The organism is Cellulosimicrobium composti, assembly GCF_010287905.1.
Lineage (GTDB): Bacteria > Actinomycetota > Actinomycetes > Actinomycetales > Cellulomonadaceae > Cellulosimicrobium > Cellulosimicrobium composti.
Map to the genome: position 1 here is coordinate 1 of NZ_JAAFAN010000028.1, position 17166 is coordinate 17166.

15 protein-coding genes and 1 tRNA gene are annotated in these 17166 nt (G+C 74.5%); 8 read left to right on the top strand and 8 right to left on the bottom strand.

The features are described from left to right. Nucleotides 1-235 precede the first annotated feature (235 nt). Entirely contained in the window at nucleotides 236-310 is a 75-nt protein-coding gene (locus GYH36_RS20470) for a 50S ribosomal protein bL37 (protein WP_099052597.1), read from the bottom strand. Nucleotides 311-455: 145 nt separating this feature from the next. On the opposite strand from GYH36_RS20470, the gene GYH36_RS09835 reads away from it, so the two are divergent. From GYH36_RS09835 to GYH36_RS09845, 3 genes are read left to right on the top strand one after another with little or no spacing between them, the layout of a single operon-like run. Continuing rightward, nucleotides 456-1475 carry a DUF4097 family beta strand repeat-containing protein gene (locus GYH36_RS09835; protein WP_162289760.1) on the top strand — a complete coding sequence of 340 codons (1020 nt, stop codon included), beginning with the start codon at nucleotides 456-458 and terminating at the stop codon, nucleotides 1473-1475. Continuing rightward, nucleotides 1475-2071, top strand: coding sequence for a PadR family transcriptional regulator (locus GYH36_RS09840; protein ID WP_024839327.1), 597 nt, complete (start codon nucleotides 1475-1477; stop codon nucleotides 2069-2071). The genes GYH36_RS09835 and GYH36_RS09840 overlap by 1 nt, the downstream gene beginning before the upstream one ends. Before the next feature lie 53 nt (nucleotides 2072-2124). Next, nucleotides 2125-2928 (top strand): DUF4097 family beta strand repeat-containing protein, encoded by an 804-nt coding sequence (locus GYH36_RS09845; RefSeq protein WP_024839326.1) that lies wholly within the window; start codon nucleotides 2125-2127, stop codon nucleotides 2926-2928. Between the two features lie 128 nt (nucleotides 2929-3056). Here the strand turns inward: GYH36_RS09845 and GYH36_RS09850 are convergent, their stop codons facing one another. After that, on the bottom strand, nucleotides 3057-3671 hold the full coding sequence (locus GYH36_RS09850; protein WP_231492778.1) for a GDSL-type esterase/lipase family protein: 615 nt from the start codon (nucleotides 3669-3671) through the stop codon (nucleotides 3057-3059). 100 nt (nucleotides 3672-3771) lie between these two features. Further along, complete coding sequence (locus tag GYH36_RS09855) at nucleotides 3772-4686, bottom strand: aldose 1-epimerase family protein (protein WP_312028585.1); 915 nt, start codon at nucleotides 4684-4686, stop codon at nucleotides 3772-3774. A gap of 108 nt (nucleotides 4687-4794) precedes the next feature. Here GYH36_RS09855 and GYH36_RS09860 point away from each other — a divergent pair, with 108 nt between their 5' ends. Continuing rightward, entirely contained in the window at nucleotides 4795-5790 is a 996-nt protein-coding gene (locus GYH36_RS09860) for an aldo/keto reductase (protein WP_162289761.1), read from the top strand. A 93-nt stretch (nucleotides 5791-5883) separates the two neighbouring features. Here the strand turns inward: GYH36_RS09860 and GYH36_RS09865 are convergent, their stop codons facing one another. The 3 genes from GYH36_RS09865 to GYH36_RS09875 form a co-directional block, all read right to left on the bottom strand. Next, nucleotides 5884-9750, bottom strand: coding sequence for a multifunctional oxoglutarate decarboxylase/oxoglutarate dehydrogenase thiamine pyrophosphate-binding subunit/dihydrolipoyllysine-residue succinyltransferase subunit (locus GYH36_RS09865; RefSeq protein ID WP_312028586.1), 3867 nt, complete (start codon nucleotides 9748-9750; stop codon nucleotides 5884-5886). A gap of 348 nt (nucleotides 9751-10098) precedes the next feature. Continuing rightward, the gene (locus tag GYH36_RS09870; protein ID WP_162289763.1) at nucleotides 10099-11385 is read right to left on the bottom strand and encodes a sensor histidine kinase; all 1287 of its coding nucleotides are present in this window, start codon (nucleotides 11383-11385) and stop codon (nucleotides 10099-10101) included. Next, the gene (locus tag GYH36_RS09875) at nucleotides 11382-12062 is read right to left on the bottom strand and encodes a response regulator transcription factor (RefSeq protein WP_231492789.1); all 681 of its coding nucleotides are present in this window, start codon (nucleotides 12060-12062) and stop codon (nucleotides 11382-11384) included. Before GYH36_RS09875 ends, GYH36_RS09870 begins: the two co-directional genes overlap by 4 nt. Nucleotides 12063-12337: 275 nt before the next feature. Here GYH36_RS09875 and GYH36_RS09880 point away from each other — a divergent pair, with 275 nt between their 5' ends. From GYH36_RS09880 to GYH36_RS09895, 4 genes are all read left to right on the top strand, one after another. Then, nucleotides 12338-13711: a hemolysin family protein gene (locus GYH36_RS09880; protein WP_115943734.1), complete on the top strand. Its 1374-nt coding sequence runs from the start codon at nucleotides 12338-12340 to the stop codon at nucleotides 13709-13711. Continuing rightward, complete coding sequence (locus GYH36_RS09885; protein ID WP_024839318.1) at nucleotides 13708-14751, top strand: hemolysin family protein; 1044 nt, start codon at nucleotides 13708-13710, stop codon at nucleotides 14749-14751. Before GYH36_RS09880 ends, GYH36_RS09885 begins: the two co-directional genes overlap by 4 nt. Nucleotides 14752-14893: 142 nt before the next feature. Further along, nucleotides 14894-15703, top strand: a complete 810-nt coding sequence (locus GYH36_RS20055) for a M15 family metallopeptidase (protein WP_034603340.1) — start codon at nucleotides 14894-14896, stop codon at nucleotides 15701-15703. A 51-nt stretch (nucleotides 15704-15754) separates the two neighbouring features. After that, nucleotides 15755-16312, top strand: coding sequence for a hypothetical protein (locus tag GYH36_RS09895; RefSeq protein WP_162289764.1), 558 nt, complete (start codon nucleotides 15755-15757; stop codon nucleotides 16310-16312). Between the two features lie 50 nt (nucleotides 16313-16362). Here the strand turns inward: GYH36_RS09895 and GYH36_RS09900 are convergent, their stop codons facing one another. Both GYH36_RS09900 and GYH36_RS09905 read right to left on the bottom strand, forming a co-directional pair. Further along, nucleotides 16363-16995, bottom strand: coding sequence for a CYTH domain-containing protein (locus GYH36_RS09900; RefSeq protein WP_155099586.1), 633 nt, complete (start codon nucleotides 16993-16995; stop codon nucleotides 16363-16365). A gap of 96 nt (nucleotides 16996-17091) precedes the next feature. Further along, nucleotides 17092-17164 (bottom strand) — tRNA-Arg (locus GYH36_RS09905). Nucleotides 17165-17166: the final 2 nt, after the last annotated feature.

Consider the following 17166-nt stretch of genomic DNA (forward strand, 5'->3'; position numbering starts at 1 on the left):
GTCGGCGACGCCGTGTCCTTCATCACGGGCGCCCAGGCCTGAGCACTCCCCGCCTGCCCCGCAGGCCTGCGGGCGGGGGGGCGGGGCCCCCGCCCCCCCCCCCCGCCCCCCCCCCCCCCCCCCCCCCCCCGCGCCCCCCCCCCCCCCCCCCCCCCCCCCCCCCCCCCCCCGGCGCCCCCCCCCCCCCCCCCCCGCCCGGGCCCCTCTCGCGTACCCCCGCGGGGGTCGGGCGTGCTCAGGCGTTGGGGCGCTTGCCGTGGTTGGCGGCGTTGCCCTTGCGGCTGCGACGCTTGCGTCCGCGCTTGCTCATGGTGTTCTCCTGACGGTCGGGGAGTGCTGCCGGTCTCGGCGGTTCTCGACGGGTGTCGACGTGGAACGACCGGTCTCGGCGTGTCCAGTCCGCCTCCCATCGTCCCACACGCGGCCCCTTGCCAGCCCCGCGGACGCGATATATCGTGTTTGCCACGGACGAGATATATCGCGAGTTCGACGCGGGCCGCACGGTCGTCCGCCGCGCCGCGACGACCAGGACGGAGCACCCGATGACGCACGAGAGCTGGACCGTCACCGGTCCGCAGGCCATCGACCTCGCGCACGTGAGGACGCTCGACGCGACGGTGATCGGCGGGCGGCTCGACGTCGTCGCGCACGACGACCCCGCGCGCACCGACGTGCGCGTCGAGGTCCACTCGGTGACCGGCCGCCCCCTCGAGGTGCGCCTCGACGGCTCGACGCTCCGCGTCGGGTACGGCCCGTTCGGGTCCGGCTGGAAGGGATTCCTCGAGCGCTTCCGCACCTACACCGGTCGGGACGCGGCCGACGTGCACGTCGCGGTCCCGGCGTCCACGACGGTCAAGGTCGCGACCGTCCAGGGCGAGGCGCTCGTCGCGGGAGTGCGCGACGGCGCCCGGCTCGCCACGGTCTCCGGCTCCGTCGTGACGAGCCGCACGCGCGGGGAGCTGCGCGTGGACACCGTGTCCGGCGAGGTCTCGGCGAGCGAGCACGACGGCGCCGTCCGCATGGACTCCGTCTCGGGCTCCCTCACCGCGACCGGCGCGCTGCGCTCCCTGCGCCTCGACTCGGTCTCGGGGTCCGTCACGGTGGACACGCGCACGACCCCCGACGAGATCCAGGTCAGCGCGGTCTCCGCGGACGTGCTCGTGCGCCTGCCCGAGCCCGACGCGATGGACTACGCGATCCGGTGCATGAGCGGTCGCCTCGTCGTCGACGGCGAGGAGCAGCGCGGCGCGGCACGCTCGTTCCACCGCCCCGCCGTCGTCGGCGCGGGCGCCCCGGTGCGGGTCTCCGCCGTCTCGGGCGACGTGACGGTCCTGCGGGGCGGGACGCCGTCCGGGACCGCGGACGCTCCCGGGACCGAGGACGCCGCCCCCGACGGCGACCGCGCCGACGTCCCCGCCTGGGGCAGCCCCGGCGGCGCGCGCCCCGCCCCGACGACCGGGCCGGCGGACCGCTGATGGCCACGGTCTTCGCGCACGGCCAGCTCCGCCTGTACCTCCTGGCGCTGCTCGACGCCGGCCCCAAGCACGGGTACGAGCTCATCACCGAGCTGTCGGACCGCTTCGGGGGCACGTACCGGCCCAGCGCCGGGACGATCTACCCGCGGCTCGCGCGGCTCGAGGACGAGGGCCTCGTGCACCGCAGCGCCGACGGCCGCAAGACGACCTACGAGCTCACGCCGGCGGGCCGCGCCGAGATCGAGGCGCGCCGTGCGGACGTGGCGGCGCTCGAGCACGGCATCGCCGAGACCGTGCGCCAGCGCGCCGAGGCGCTGCGCGCCGACGTGCAGGGCTCGCTCCAGGGCCTGCGGGCCGAGCTCGCCGCGGCCGCGCAGAGCGCGCGCGCCCGCCCGCGGTCCGGCGAGCCCGAGCGGCGGCGCGCGTCGTCCGTCGCGCGCGCGGAGGCCGAGGCCGTCCTGCAGCGGTTCCGCGAGGAGGTGCGCGCCGACCTGCGTCGCGCCGACGCCGCGGGCGTGGTCTCCGACCTCACGGTGGACACGCTGCGCACCGTGCTGGAGAGCGCGCGGCGGGCCGTGCGCGCCACGCTGCCCTGACCGACGACACCCACCACCGCACCCGAACCAGAGAACCGAACGAGGAGAAGCGCATGAGCACCGAGTCCTGGGTCATCACCACACCCCAGACGGTCGACGTCGCCGACGTCCGCCGCGTCGTCGTCCAGCTCACCGACGGGTCCGTGGACGTCGTCGCCGACCCCGCGCGCCCGAGCGGGGCGCACCTCGACGTCAGCGAGGTGTCCGAGCGCCCGCTCCAGGTGAGCTCGCACGACGGCGAGCTGCGCGTCGGCTACGACTTCGCGGGCGTCGAGGGGATCGTCGAGCGGGCGAAGGGCCTGCGGGACAAGGACCGCGCCGTCGTGCGGCTCACCGTCCCGGCGGACGTGCCGGTCAAGGTGACGACGGCGCGCGCCTCGGCGAGCGTGGTCGGCTCGCGGGCCGACCTGTCCGTGACCACCGCGACGGGCGCCGTGCGCGTCCAGGGCGTCTCGGGCACCGCGACCGTCCGGACCGCGACCGGGGCCGTCGACGTCGGCGAGCACGTGGGCGACGTCCACGTGAGCACCGCGTCCGGGCCGGTCACGCTCGGCGGCACGCTCGGCCGCGTGTCCGTGAACACCGTGACGAGCGGCGTGGAGGTCGTCGCGCGCGAGAGCACGCCGCTCGTGGACGCGCGCACGGTCTCCGGTGACGTGGCGGTGCGCCTCGGCGCCGGCTCGCCGGTCAACCTCAAGGCCCGCAGCGTCACGGGCAAGGCCGTGCTCGACGGCGTCCGGCTCGGGTCGAGCGCGCAGCGCACGACGTCGGTCGACCACGTCGACCAGCCGGGCGCCGGGGGAGCGTACGTCTCGGCGAACACCGTCTCGGGCGACCTCACGGTCTCACGCGGCTGAGCGTCGGCGCGGCGCAGCACGGCCCCGCGGTGCGGGAGCGGTCGGACGACCGCCCTCGGCCCGCGGGGCCGCGTCGCGTCCGGGGCGTGCCCGGCGACCGCCGGCGTCGGCTCCGCGCGGGGGCGTTCTCAGACCGTGTCGTCGGGCAGGCCCAGCCACGCGTGCCACCCGGTGTGCAGCACGAGCCAGGCCATGAGGCCGTAGCCGGCCTGCCCGGGGAAGCCGTTGCCGCTCTGCGCGAGGTCGGCGAGCCACTGCTCGTGCGTCACGAGCGGGCTGAACGTGTCGACGTACGGCACGCGACGCCGGTTCGCCACGTCGGAGAACGCGTGCGAGAGCTCGGCGAGCCGCTCGGCGTCCTGCGCGTGCCCGGGCGGCGGGCCGACGACGAACGTCGGCAGCCGCCGCGACTCCGCGACGTCGAGGACGTTCGCCAGGTTGAGGCGCGAGCGCGCGACGGACAGCCCCGCGTCGAGGTCGTGCCGGCCCAGCCCGATGACGAGGCGGTTGTCCACGTCCGGCTCGGGCGAGAACCGGCGGGCGGTCTCCGCCTCCCAGCGCTGGCTGAGCGCCGTCGTCGTCTCCCCGGGGATCGCGAGGGGGAACACGTACGCCGGCTGGGGGAAGCGCGTGCGCGCGACGACGCGCCCCGCCCACCCCAGGGCCTTGGCGTCGCCGACGCCGGCGCTCAGCTCGTCGCCGACGACGCAGATCCGTACCTCACGACTCACCGCGTCTTCCACGGGCGCCATTCTCCCCGACGCGGGGCGCGCGGGTCGATCCGGCCCGGTGCGGACGGCGTGTCGAGCGCGCCGGGAGCGGCGGCGGCCCGCGCGCGGACCGTCACAGGAGTGTCGCGCCCCACGTGACCTCGTGCGACGAGCCCGGCGCGAGCCGGACGAGACGCTCGCCGGTGCGGAACGCGTCCGCGACGCAGCTCATGGGCTCCGCGGCCACGCCGGAGCGCTGGAAAGCGGCGTCGCCCACGTGGTCGCCCGTGCACACCTGCCACGTGTCCATCGAACCGTCCATCCATACGGCGGCGGTGCGCCCGTCGGGCGCGGTGAGGCGCACCCACGACAGCCCGTCGGCGTCGCGCAGCACGTCGACGTACGCGTCGTCGAGGTCGACGCCCGCGAGCAGGCGCGGCTCGCGCAGGTCGTAGGTGCCCGCGACCGGCTCGGTGCCCGTGGGCAGGAGGCGGTCGTCGGTCGTGACGCGCGTCGCGGCGTCGAGGCGCAGCGTGCACGCGTCGAGGTCCGCGCCGTCGGCGGACAGCCACGGGTGGAAGCCCACGCCGTACGGGGCGGTCGACGCGCCGACGTTCGTCGTGCGCACGTGGACGCGCAGCCCGGCGTCGTCGAGCGAGTACGTCACGCGCACGACGAGGTCGAACGGGTAGCCGGGCGACGGCGGCAGGTGCAGCTCGAGCGCCGCGCGCGCGGCCTCGTGCTCGACGACCGTCCAGCGCTGCCAGCACGCGAGCCCGTGCAGCGCGGTGCCGCGCCCGGGCTCGGTGATCGGCACCTGGTACGTGGTGCCGTCCACCTCGTAGGAGCCGTCGCGCAGGCGGTTGGGCCACGGGACGAGGACCGCCCCGTTGAACGCGGGCGCCACCTCGTCCTCGCGGAACGGGGTGAAGACGGGGCGGCCGCCCACCGTGTACTCGCGCACGGCCGCTCCGACCTCGGTGATCGTCGCTGCGTGCTCGCCGTGGGCGATGCGGACCTGGGTTCCCGACGGGGCTGGGGTGTTCACGCTCACATACGGTACTCGGCGTGCGAGCGTGCGCGATCCGCTCCCGACCGTCAGACTCGGTGCCCGGGTGCGTCTTCCGACGCGCCCGACGCAGCACGAGGAGGAACGATGGAACGACAGGTGCTCGGGCGCACGGGGCGTCTCGTCTCGGTCGTCGGACTGGGAACCTGGCAGCTCGGCGCCGACTGGGGCGACGTGAGCGAGCAGGACGCGCTCGCCGTCCTCGACGCCTCGGCCGAGGCGGGCGTGACGTTCTTCGACACCGCGGACGTCTACGGCGACGGTCGCAGCGAGCAGGTCATCGGCGCGTTCCTCGCCGACAACCCCGGCCACTCCATCACCGTGGCGACGAAGATGGGCCGCCGCGAGGCCCAGGACCCGGACAACTTCACGCTCGCGAAGTTCCGCGAGTGGACCGACCGCTCGCGCCGCAACCTGCGCACCGACCGGCTCGACCTCGTCCAGCTCCACTGCCCGCCGACCCCGGTGTACTCGCGCGACGAGGTGTACGACGCGCTCGACACGCTCGTCGCCGAGGGCGCGATCGCGAGCTACGGCGTGAGCGTGGAGACGGTCGACGAGGCGCTGACCGCGATCGCGCGGCCCGGCGTCGCGACCGTGCAGATCATCCTCAACGCGTTCCGGCTCAAGCCGCTCGACACGGTCCTGCCCGCGGCGTCCGACGCCGGCGTCGGGATCATCGCGCGCGTGCCCCTGGCCTCCGGCCTGCTGTCCGGGAGGTACACCACGGACACGACGTTCGCGGCCGACGACCACCGGACCTACAACCGCGACGGCAGCGCGTTCGACGTCGGCGAGACCTTCTCCGGGGTCGACTTCGAGACGGGCGTCCAGGCGGCGGGCGAGTTCTCCGCGCTCGTGCAGGACGTCGTCGGGCAGGACCTCACGCCCGCGCAGGTCGCGATCGCGTGGGTCTGGCAGCAGCCGGGGGTGTCGACCGTCATCCCCGGCGCCCGCAGCGTCGAGCAGGCGCGCGCGAACGCCGCCGCCGGAAGCGCCGACGTGCTCGGGCCGCTGTTCTCGTCGGGCGTGCGCGAGATCTACGACCGGCACCTGCGCGCCCAGGTGCACGACCGCTGGTAGCGGCATCGCCCGGGACGGCCGGGTGACCTGACGACGAAGGCCCCCTCCGCACGGAGGGGGCCTTCGTCGTGTCCGGGTGCGGTGACCCGCCGGTCAGCGCGCGAACGCCTGCTCGAGGAGCACGGCCTGCTCGGCCTGGTGCTTCTTGGCCGTGCCGGCCGCGGTCGACGCCGACGCCGGGCGGGAGACGACGCTGACGCGCGGCAGGTCGTCGGGCAGGTTGATGTGCACGAACGACCACGCGCCCTGGTTCTCGGGCTCGTCCTGGACCCACACGACCTCGGCGCCCGGGTACTTCGCGAGCTCGGCGCGGATGCCGTCGACGTCGAGCGGGTACAGCTGCTCGAGCCGGACGAGCGCCACGCCCTCGTCGCCGCGCTTGGTGCGCTCGGCGAGCAGGTCGTAGTACACGCGGCCCGTGCACAGCAGCACGCGGTCCACCTTCGCCGGGTCGGCCGCCGCGTCCGGGATCACGGGCCGGAACGTGCCGGTCGTGAAGTCCTCGACGCTCGACGCGGCCGCCTTGAGGCGCAGGAGCTGCTTGGGCGTGAAGACGATGAGCGGACGGCGCGGGCGCGCGTACGCCTGGCGGCGCAGCAGGTGGAAGTACGACGCGGGGGTCGACGGCTGCGCGATCGTCATGTTGTCCTCGGCCGCGAGCTGCAGGAAGCGCTCGATGCGCGCGGACGAGTGGTCCGGCCCCTGGCCCTCGTAGCCGTGGGGGAGGAGCATGACGACCGACGAGTACTGGCCCCACTTCTGCTCGGCGGACGAGATGAACTCGTCGATCACCGTCTGGGCGCCGTTGACGAAGTCGCCGAACTGCGCCTCCCAGAGCACGAGCGCGTCGGGGCGCTCGACGGAGTAGCCGTACTCGAACCCGAGCGCGGCGTACTCCGACAGCGAGGAGTCGTAGACCCAGAACTTCGCCTGGTCCGCGGACAGGTACAGCAGCGGCGTCCACTCGGCGCCCGTCTCGCGGTCGTGGAGCACCGCGTGGCGCTGCACGAACGTGCCGCGGCGCGAGTCCTGGCCGGCGAGGCGCACGGGCGTGCCCTCGACGAGGAGCGAGCCGAACGCGGCGAGCTCGCCAAAGCCCCAGTCGATGTTGCCCTCGACGGACATCTGGCGGCGCTTCTCGAGGAGCTGCGCGAGCTTCGGGTGGACCGTGAAGCCCTCCGGCGGGGCGACGTGCACCTGGCCGACGCGCTCGAGGACCGAGCGGTCGATCGCCGTCTTCCAGCCGACCATCGTGCCCGCGTCCTCGAGCTGGGACTCGGGGCGCTCGAGGCCCGCGACCGGCTCGCGGTCCGCGGACGGCGTGAAGCCGCCCTCCTTGGTCTCGGTGAAGACGCGCTCGAGCTGGGCCTGGTAGTCCTGCAGGACGTGCTCGGCCTCCTCGAGCGTGATGTCGCCGCGCGCGACGAGGTTCTCGGTGTAGAGCTTGCGCACCGAGCGCTTGGCCTCGATGAGGTTGTACATGAGCGGCTGCGTCATCGAGGGGTCGTCGCCCTCGTTGTGACCGCGGCGGCGGTAGCAGATCATGTCGATGATCACGTCGCGGTCGAACTGCTCGCGGAACGCGAACGCGAGCTCCGCGACGCGCACGCACGCCTCGGGGTCGTCGCCGTTCACGTGGAAGATCGGGACCTGGTAGCCCTTGGCGACGTCCGTCGCGTACGTCGTCGAGCGCGACGACGACGGGCCCGTGGTGAAGCCGACCTGGTTGTTGATGATGACGTGGACGGTGCCGCCGGTGCGGTACCCGCGCAGCTGCGAGAGGTTGAGCACCTCGGGGACGACGCCCTGGCCCGCGAAGGCCGCGTCGCCGTGGATGAGGATCGGCAGCACGGAGAAGCCGTCGCCGCCCAAGTCGATGCGGTCCTGCTTGGCGCGCACGATGCCCTCGAGCACCGGGTCGACCGCCTCGAGGTGCGACGGGTTCGCCGCGAGGTAGACCTTCGTCGTCGCGCCGCTCTCCGCGGTGAAGACGCCCTCGGTGCCGAGGTGGTACTTCACGTCGCCCGAGCCCTGCACGCTCTTCGGGTCGAGGTTGCCCTCGAACTCCGCGAAGATCTGGGCGTAGCTCTTGCCGGCGATGTTGGCGAGCACGTTGAGGCGGCCGCGGTGGGCCATGCCGATGCCGACCTCGTCGAGGCCGTTCTCCGCCGCCTTCGACAGGATCGCGTCGAGCAGCGGGATGAGCGCCTCGCCGCCCTCGAGCGAGAAGCGCTTCTGCCCGACGAACTTCGTCTGCAGGAACGTCTCGAACGCCTCGGCGGAGTTGAGGCGGCGCAGGATGCGCAGCTGGTCCTCGCGCGGCGTGCGGGCGTACCCGGACTCGAGCCGCTCCTGGAGCCACTTGCGCTGCGTGCGGTCCGCGAGGTGCATGTACTCCACGCCGACCGTGCGGCAGTAGGAGTCGCGCAGGAGGCCGAGGATGTCGCGCAGCGACGAGCGGGACCTGCCGCCGAACCCGCCCGTCGGGAAGGTGCGGTCGAGGTCCCACAGCGTCATGCCGTGGTTCTGGATGTCCAGGTCACCGTGCTTGCGCTGGCGGTACGCGAGCGGGTCGGTGTCCGCCATGAGGTGGCCGCGCGAGCGGTAGGAGTGGATGAGCTCGGCGATCTTCGCGGGCTTCGCCGCCTCGATCTCCGCGTCCGTCGTGTTGTCACGGACCCAGCGCACCGGCTCGTAGGGGATGCGCAGCGCGGCGAACACGCGGTCGTAGAAGCCGTCCTCGCCGAGCAGCTTCTGCGACAGGATCCGCAGGAACTCGCCCGACTGCGCGCCCTGGATGATGCGGTGGTCGTAGGTCGACGTGATCGTCAGGACCTTCGAGATGCCGAGGCGCGCGAGGCGCTCGGTCGAGGCACCCGCGAACTCCGCGGGGTAGTCCATCGCGCCGACGCCGATGATCGTGCCCTGGCCCTGCATGAGGCGCGGCACGGAGTGCACGGTGCCGATGCCGCCCGGGTTGGTGAGCGAGATCGTCGTCCCGGCGAAGTCGTCGACGCCGAGCTTGCCGCCGCGCGCCCGGCGCACGAGGTCCTCGTAGGCCGCCCAGAACTGGGCGAAGTCCATCGTCTCGGCCTTCTTGATGCTCGGCACGAGGAGCTGGCGCGAGCCGTCCGGCTTGGCCAGGTCGATCGCGAGGCCGAAGTTGACGTGCGCGGGCTGGTTCACCGCCGGCTTGCCGTCGATCTGCGTGTAGCTCGCGTTCATGACCGGCATGTCGGCCAGCGCCTCGACGAGCGCGAACCCGATGAGGTGGGTGAACGAGATCTTGCCGCCGCGGCCGCGCTGCAGGTGGTTGTTGATGACGATGCGGTTGTCGACCATGAGCTTGGCCGGCACCGCGCGCACCGACGTCGCCGTCGGCACCTGGATGCTGGCCTCCATGTTCGTCACGACGCGCGCCGCGGGACCGCGGAGCTTCTGCACGTCGTCCGACGCCTCGTCCTCGGGCGCTGGCGCGCCGGGCACCTTGCGGGCCGGGACCTGCGCGTACGGGGCGGTGGCCGGCTGCGCGGTCGCGACCGGACGTGCGGCGTGCACGGCCTCCGCCGCGGCGTTGACCGCCGGGTCGGCCGGGAGCTTCGGGGGCTTGACGCGCTGGGCGGCCTCGGCGGCGGCCGAGCCGTCGGTGACGGCGGCGGGCGCGGCGGGGGCGGCGGGCGCCGGAGACTTCTCGGCGGCGGGGGCGGCCGGGGTGGCAGGAGCCGTCGTCGCGGCGGCCGGGGCCGTGGCGCCGTTCACGGGTGCCGCCGGCTCGTCGTCGGCCGGGGCCGCGTCGGCACGCTCCGCGGGACGGTAGTCCTCGAAGAAGTCCCACCACGCGGGGTCCACCGCGTTCTTGTCCTGGAGGTACTGCTCGTACAGTTCGTCGACGAGCCACTCGTTCGCTCCGAACACGGAGCTTGCGTCGCTGATCGCCTCTGACTCAGCCTTCGGGGACACGCGAGGATCGCCCACTTTCACACACAGGTCGCTGTCGGTCACAGCCCGTGAGCCGGCGCGCGGCGGCACGCGGGACGCGCGGCACCGACGACGGCACGGACTCGTCCGGATTCCGGACCACTCCAGCCTAGGCCCTCGACGGGCTCGCAGGGGGCCGGGCGAGGCGTTCCGGCGCGGCCTGTTCGCGGGTTCTTCACGCCGCGTCTGGGGCAGGCAAACGCGACGCCACGCGCACGCCGTCGGAGGGCAAGATCGCGGAATCCCAGGCCATCCCCGGGTATCCGCCGAGGGCGGTGTGACGGATCTCACGCGCCTGCCGGCGGCGTGCGAGCACGGGGCCGCGGCCGGTCAGCGCGACCCGCGTGCGCCGGGGTCGTCGCGGTCGTCGCCGGCGGGACCGTCCGAGGTGCTCGTCCCCGGACCGTCGGCGAACCCGTCCGCCGCGTACCCGTCCGCCGCGTACCCGTCGTCCGCGAGCTCGCCGTCGAGCGGCGCGCCGAACGCCCGCGGACGGGCCGGGAGCGTCACGCGCATCGTCGCGCCGCTGCGCGAGTCGGCGACCTCGATCCGCCCGCCGTGCAGGTCGACCGCCCACCGGACGATCGCGAGGCCGATCCCCGTGCCGCCCGTCGAGCCGCCCGTCGTCGTGTGCGCACCCGTCGCGCTCGCCCGCGCGAAGCGCTCGAAGATGCGCTCGCGGTCCTCCTTCGCGATCCCCGGCCCCTCGTCCACGATCTCCAGCACGACGTCGTCGTCCACGGGGTAGGCCTCGAGCCGGATCTCGCCCCCGGGCGGGGAGTGCCGGATCGCGTTCTGGAGCAGGTTCGTCACGACCTGGTGCAGGCGCTCGCGGTCCGCCTCCAGCACGAGGTCCGGCGGCGTGACGTCGACGACGTACCGCAGCCCCTTCGCGGCCTCGACCATCGAGACGGCCTCCGCGTTCTCCTCGAGGAAGTCGCCGACGTCGATCTCCGTGATGTTCAGCGCGGCCGCGCCCGCCTCGATGCGCGACAGGTCCAGGAGGTAGGACACGAGCCGCGTGAGGCGCTCCGTCTGGGCGAGGGCCATCTCCATCGTCGCGGGCGTCGGCTGCGTGACGCCGTCCACGACGTTCTCCAGCTGCGCCTGGAGCGCCGCGACCGGCGTGCGCAGCTCGTGCGAGACGTTCGCGATGAGCTCGCGACGCACCTGGTCGCTCGTCGCGAGGTCCTCGGCCATGACGTTGAACGCGACGGCGAGCTGCCCCACCTCGTCGCGGCTCGTCGCGCGCACGCGGCGCGTGTAGTCGCCGTCGGCCATCGCGCGCGCCGCGGCCGTCATCTCGCGCAGCGGCGAGGTCATCCCGCGCGCGAGCAGCTGCGTGAGCAGGAGCGAGAGCACGATCGCGAGCGGGAACGTGCGCGACGGCCCGAGCTGGTTCTGCAGGCCGATCCACGTGATGAGGACGGCGAGCGTCACCGTCGCGGCGACCAGCACGCCGAGCTTGATCTTCAGCGAGCGGAACGAGTCGAGCGGCCGGACGTCGGGCAGGTGCGGGCGGATCGTGTGCGCGCGCACCCCACCACGCGCCGAGCCGGTGCCCGGCGCCCGTGCGGGACCGGCGCCGGGGTCCGTGCCGTCGGCGGGGGAGGTCATCCGACGGGCGGCTCGAACGCGTAGCCGACGCCGTGCACCGTGCGGATGAGGTCCGCGCCGAGCTTGCGGCGCAGCGCCTTGATGTGCGAGTCGACGGTGCGCGTGCCGCTCGCGTCCGCCCAGTCCCACACCTCCGCGAGCAGGCGCTCGCGGGTGAGCACGGTCTTCGGGGAGCTCGCGAGCATCACGAGGAGCTCGAACTCCGTGGGCGTGAGGTGGACCTCCTCGCCCGCGCGGTACACGCGGCGCTGCGCCTTGTCGATCGTCACGTCGCCCACCGTCATGGGCGGGTCGGTCGGCGCGGCGCTCGCGGCCTGCGTGGCACGGTCCACGCGGCGCAGCAGCGCCTTGATGCGCGCGACGAGCTCGCGCATCGAGAACGGCTTCGTCATGTAGTCGTCGGCGCCCACCCCGAGACCGATGAGCATGTCCGTCTCGTCGTCGCGCGCGGTGAGCATGAGGATCGGGACCGGCTGCTCGGCCTGGATGCGGCGCGTCACCTCGAGGCCGTCGATGCCGGGCAGCATGACGTCCAGCACGATGACGTCGGGACGCAGCCGCGTCGCGGCGTCGACGCCCGAGAGGCCGTCGCGCGCGACCTCGACGCGCCAGCCCTCCGCGCTCAGCCGCTGCGCGATGGCGGTCGCGATCGCCGGCTCGTCCTCGACGACGAGCACGGTGGCCGCCTGCTGCGGCGTCGCGCCGGCCAACGGCGCGGTCGTGGGCACGGGCCCGCGGCCCGGGACGGGACCGGCGCCCGCGCCGGTCGGTGATGCGCTCGCTGCCCTCGGATCTGCCATGGGATACAGCGTGGCACACGTCGGCCCAGGTCGGCCGGATTTCCCGTGCGGGCACCGGGCGCGCGGGTGCGCCGACCGGGCGGGCCGCGGGGGACGGGCGCTAGCATCGTCGGCACGATGAAGAGCACCCCCCGATATCGGTGGAGCACCTCGTGGTAGGCGACTGGGTCATGGTCGCGCTCGGGGTGCTCCTCACCGCAGGCACCGCCGTCTTCGTGGCCAGCGAGTTCTCGCTGGTCACCCTCGACCCCGCCGTCCTCCCGGCGGGCGACGACGCCGACGAGGAGGGCGACAGACGTCGCTCCGGCACCTCCGGCGGCGCACGCCCGGACCGCCGCGACCGCAGCGTCCGCGCCGGGCTCAAGCACCTGTCGACCGAGCTCTCCTCGGCGCAGGTCGGCATCACGCTGACGACGATCCTCCTCGGCTACACCGCGCAGCCGGCCCTGCTCTCGCTGTTCGGCGCCGGGCTCGCCGCCACCGCGCTCGGGCAGGCCACGGCGGCGGTCCTCGCCGGCGTCCTGGCCCTCGTCGTCGTGAACTTCGTCTCGATGCTGTTCGGCGAGCTCATCCCCAAGAACTTCGCGCTCAGCGCGCCGTACGCGACCGCCCGCCAGGTGGTCCCCGTGCAGCGCCAGTTCACCAAGCTGTTCCGCCCGGTGATCGCGGTGCTCAACGGGTCGGCCAACGCGATCCTGCGCCGCGTCGGCGTCGAGCCGCGCGAGGAGCTGTCCGGCGCCCGCTCGGCGTCCGAGCTCGCCGCGCTCGTGCGCCGCTCGGCCCAGGAGGGCACGCTCGACGTCTCCGTCGCGACCCTGCTCACCAACTCGATCGAGCTCGACGAGCTGAGCGCCGTCGACGTCATGACCGACCGCATGCGCATGGTCGTCGTCGGGCGCGACGCGACCGCCGCGGACGTCGTCGACGCCGCGCGCCGGACCGGCCACTCGCGGTTCCCCGTGATCGGCGAGGACCGCGACGACGTCGTCGGCCTCGTCCACCTGCGCCGCGCGGTCGCCGTCCCCTACGACCGGCGCGACGAGGTCCCCGCCGCCGCGCTCATGGTCGACGCACCCCGCGTCCCCGAGACGGTGCGGCTCGGCCCCCTGCTCGTCGAGCTGCGCGGCTTCGGCCTCCAGATGGCCGTCGTCGTCGACGAGTACGGCGGCACGTCCGGCGTCGTGACGCTCGAGGACGTCGTCGAGGAGCTCGTCGGCGACGTCGCGGACGAGCACGACCCGCGCCGCGCCGGCGCCGCCCGCCGCGCCGACGGCTCGTGGCTCGTGCCCGGCGTCATGCGCCCGGACGAGCTCACCGAGGTCACGACCCTCACCGTCCCCGAGGACGGCGCGTACGAGACGCTCGGCGGGCTCGTCATGGCGCGGCTCGGACGCGTGCCCGCGCCCGGCGACGAGGTCGTCGCGGGCAGCGGCCGCTCGCGCGTCGTGCTGCGCGTCGAGGCGATGGAGGGCCGGCGGGTCGAGCGGCTCTCCGTGCGCCCCGACCCCGCGGAGGAGGACGCATGAGCTCGACCACCGCGCTCCTCCTCGCGGTCCTGCTGCTCGCGGGCAACGCGTTCTTCGTCGGCGCCGAGTTCGCCGTCATCTCCGCGCGCCGCTCGGCGATCGAGCCGCTCGCGGCCCAGGGCAACCGCCGCGCGCAGACCGTGCTGTGGGCCATGGAGAACGTCTCGCTCATGCTCGCGTGCGCCCAGCTCGGGGTGACGATCTGCTCGACCGGGCTGGGCGTCGTCGCCGAGCCCGCGCTCGCGCACCTCATCGAGGACCCGCTGCACGCTCTCGGCGTGAGCACGGCGCTCGCGCACCCGATCGCGTTCGTCGTGGCGCTCGCGGTCGTCGTGTACCTGCACGTGGTGCTGGGGGAGATGGTCCCCAAGAACCTCGCGGTGGCGGGGCCGGAGACGGCCGTCATGTGGTTCGGGCCGCCGCTCGTGTGGATCGGGCGCGTGCTGCGCCCGGTCATCGCGGCGCTCAACTGGCTCGCCAACCACGCCGTGCGCGCGACGGGCGTCGAGCCCAAGGACGAGGTGGCGTCGGCGTTCACGGCCGAGGAGGTGCAGTCGATCGTCGAGCACTCCCAGGCCGAGGGCGTGCTGCGCGACGAGCAGGGCCTGCTCTCGGGCGCCATCGAGTTCTCGGAGCGCACGGCGCGCGACGTCATGGTCCCGGTCGCGGACCTCGTCACGGTGACCGAGGGCTGCACGCCCGACGACGTCGAGCACCTCGTCGCCAAGACCGGGTTCTCGCGCTTCGCGGTCGCGGACGCGACGGGCGACCTCGTGGGCTACCTCCACGTCAAGGACGTCCTCTACGCGGACGAGGCGACGCGCGGTGCGCCGGTCCCCGCGTGGCGCGTGCGCGCGCTCGCGACGGCAGCGCCCGAGGACGAGGTCGAGGACGCGCTGCGGGCGATGCAGCGCTCCGGCGCGCACCTCGCGCGGGTCGACGACCCCGAGGGCGGCGGCGCGCTCGGCGTCGTGTTCCTCGAGGACATCCTCGAGGAGCTCGTCGGCGAGGTGCGGGACGCGATGCAGCGCCGGCACTGACGGGCCCGGAGGTCCCCCGAGGGCGTCCGTGGGGCCCTGAGCAGGGGACTTGGCATCGCCGGGGTGCTTCGTTACTGTCTCGTGATTGATCGCACGTCGGCGGCCGTCAGGTCGCCCCGAAGGGTGGAGAGGCAGGTGGCGGGTGGAGTCGCAGCAGACCGGCGCCCCCGCACTCGAGTCCCGACGTGCCCGGCGCGAGGCGGAGCAGGGCTCCCGCCGTCGCCGTCCCCAGGCACAGGTCGCCAGCCAGCACCGCTGGGTGCCGCGCGTCGCCGTCCTCGGGACCCTGGCCGCCGCGACCATCGCGATGCCGCTCTCCGCCGGGGCCGACGACGGCCTCGGCTCGCAGTCGCCCTTCGAGCCGGACACCCGTCCCGCCGGGCCGAGCGCGCTCGACCTCGCGACCGCCGCGTCGACGGCCCCCGCGGTCTCCCCGAGCGTCGCGGCCGCCCCGCGCGTCGAGGTGCGTCGCGAGGCCGCCTCCCGCTCCGCGGCGCGCGACCCGCTCCCCGGGTGCGACCCGTCGGTCCGCCCCGCGGGCGAGAACGGCAAGCTCGACGAGCACGCGCTGTGCGAGCTGTGGCAGGCGGGTGAGCACCTGCGGCCCGACGCCGCCGTCGCGCTGTCGGCCATGAACGAGGCGTTCCGCGCGAAGTTCGGCCGGGACCTGTGCCTCGTGTCGTCGTACCGCACGCTCTCCACGCAGGTCTCGCTCAAGTCCACGCGCGGCGCGTTCGCCGCGCCGCCCGGCTGGTCCATGCACGGCTGGGGCCTCGCGATCGACCTCTGCTCGATCGAGACCGGGTCCCGCGAGGTCTACGCGTGGATCAACCAGAACGGCGCCACGTACGGCTGGGCGAACCCGGCGTGGGCCAAGCGCGGCGGCAGCGGCGCCTACGAGCCGTGGCACTTCGAGTACGTCCAGGGCGTCGAGGAGATCCAGAGCTCCTGACGCGGGTCCGTCCTGCGCCCGTCCCGGCCGTGCCGACGTATCGTCGAGGACGTGGCCGACCTGCTCCTCGCCGCGGTCGTCCTGCGCCGCCCCGAGCACGCGCTCGCCGCGCAGGTGCTCTCCCTCGCCCTCGCGGGCTCCGTGCGCGTCGAGACGGCGGAGCCCGGTCCCGCGCTCGTCCTCCTCGACACACCGCTCGGCTCGGAGCGTGAGCAGGGCTCGGTCGAGGCGCTGTTCGGCGCGGACGCCGCACCCGGCGCGCGGGTCGTGCTCGACCCCGCCGACGACGCCCTGCGCGCGCGGCTGCGCGCGGGCGCGCGCCGGGTCCTGCAGGGGGCGCGTCGTGACGGCTACCTCGAGCCGGGGCGTGCGCACCGGCTCACGGAGAAGGGAGAGGCCCTGCGCGCCGAGCTCGTGGCGCTCGAGGACGCGGTCGAGCGCGAGGTCGCCGACGCGCGCGCCCACGACCACGTGCGCGAGCACGTCTCGCCGGGCGCGCTCCCGTGGGCGGTGCTGTTCGGGCACGAGCCGGGCTGGGTGCCGGTCGACCGCCGCGCCGTCCGCTTCGACGTCGCGGCGGTGCGCGCCGCGGCGGACGCGCTCGCCTGAACCGGACCCGTCCGCCGGGGTCGTGCGCCCGGGCGGACGCCCGGTCGGCGCTACGGCCCGGACAGCCGCTCGTTGCGGCCGAAGTCCTGGAGGAAGCGCGGGCCCGACGCCGCGAGCTCGGCCTCGAACTCCTCGCGCCACCGGCCGTAGGGGCGGCTCGCGAGGGCGTCGTTGGAGAACCGCGGGTCGTCCGTGAGCTCGGTGACGCAGAACGCGGGGATCTGCAGGTCGGTCACCGGTCCGGTGCGCTCGCACTCCGCGACGACGAGCGGGTGGTTCTCGCCCCCGAACACGTCGACGACCCAGCCGTCGGCCCCGACCCACACCGAGTAGCGCGTCTTGACGACGCGCGCGCCGCCTCGCCGGATCATCTGCACGCCCACCGCGACGTCGACCTCGCGCTCCGCCTCGTAGCGCGTGCCGCCCGCCATCGGTCCCTTGACGGTCAGGGTGCACAGGTCGACGGCGGGCGCGTACCGGTCGAGGAGGCGCACCGGGTCGGTCGTGGCGTCCATCGTCTCGTCGACGGTCGGGACCTTGGCGCGAAGCCGCAGCGCGTACCCCTCGTCGGCGAGGTAGTAGCTCTGCACGACGAGCGCCGGGGCGTCGCGCAGGTCCTCGGGGAGGTCGCGCACGAGGAACCGGCGCTCGAACTCGAAGTCGCCGTAGCCGCCGTCGGTCATGGGCTCACCGTAGCGGGAGCGCGCGGGCCGCGGCAGGACCTGGGCCGGGGACGACGCGAGCCCGGCCGCACGTGGCGGGCCGGGCTCGGGGAGAGGTGCCCTCGATAGGATTCGAACCTACGACCTTCTGCTCCGGAGGCAGACGCTCTATCCACTGAGCTACGAGGGCGT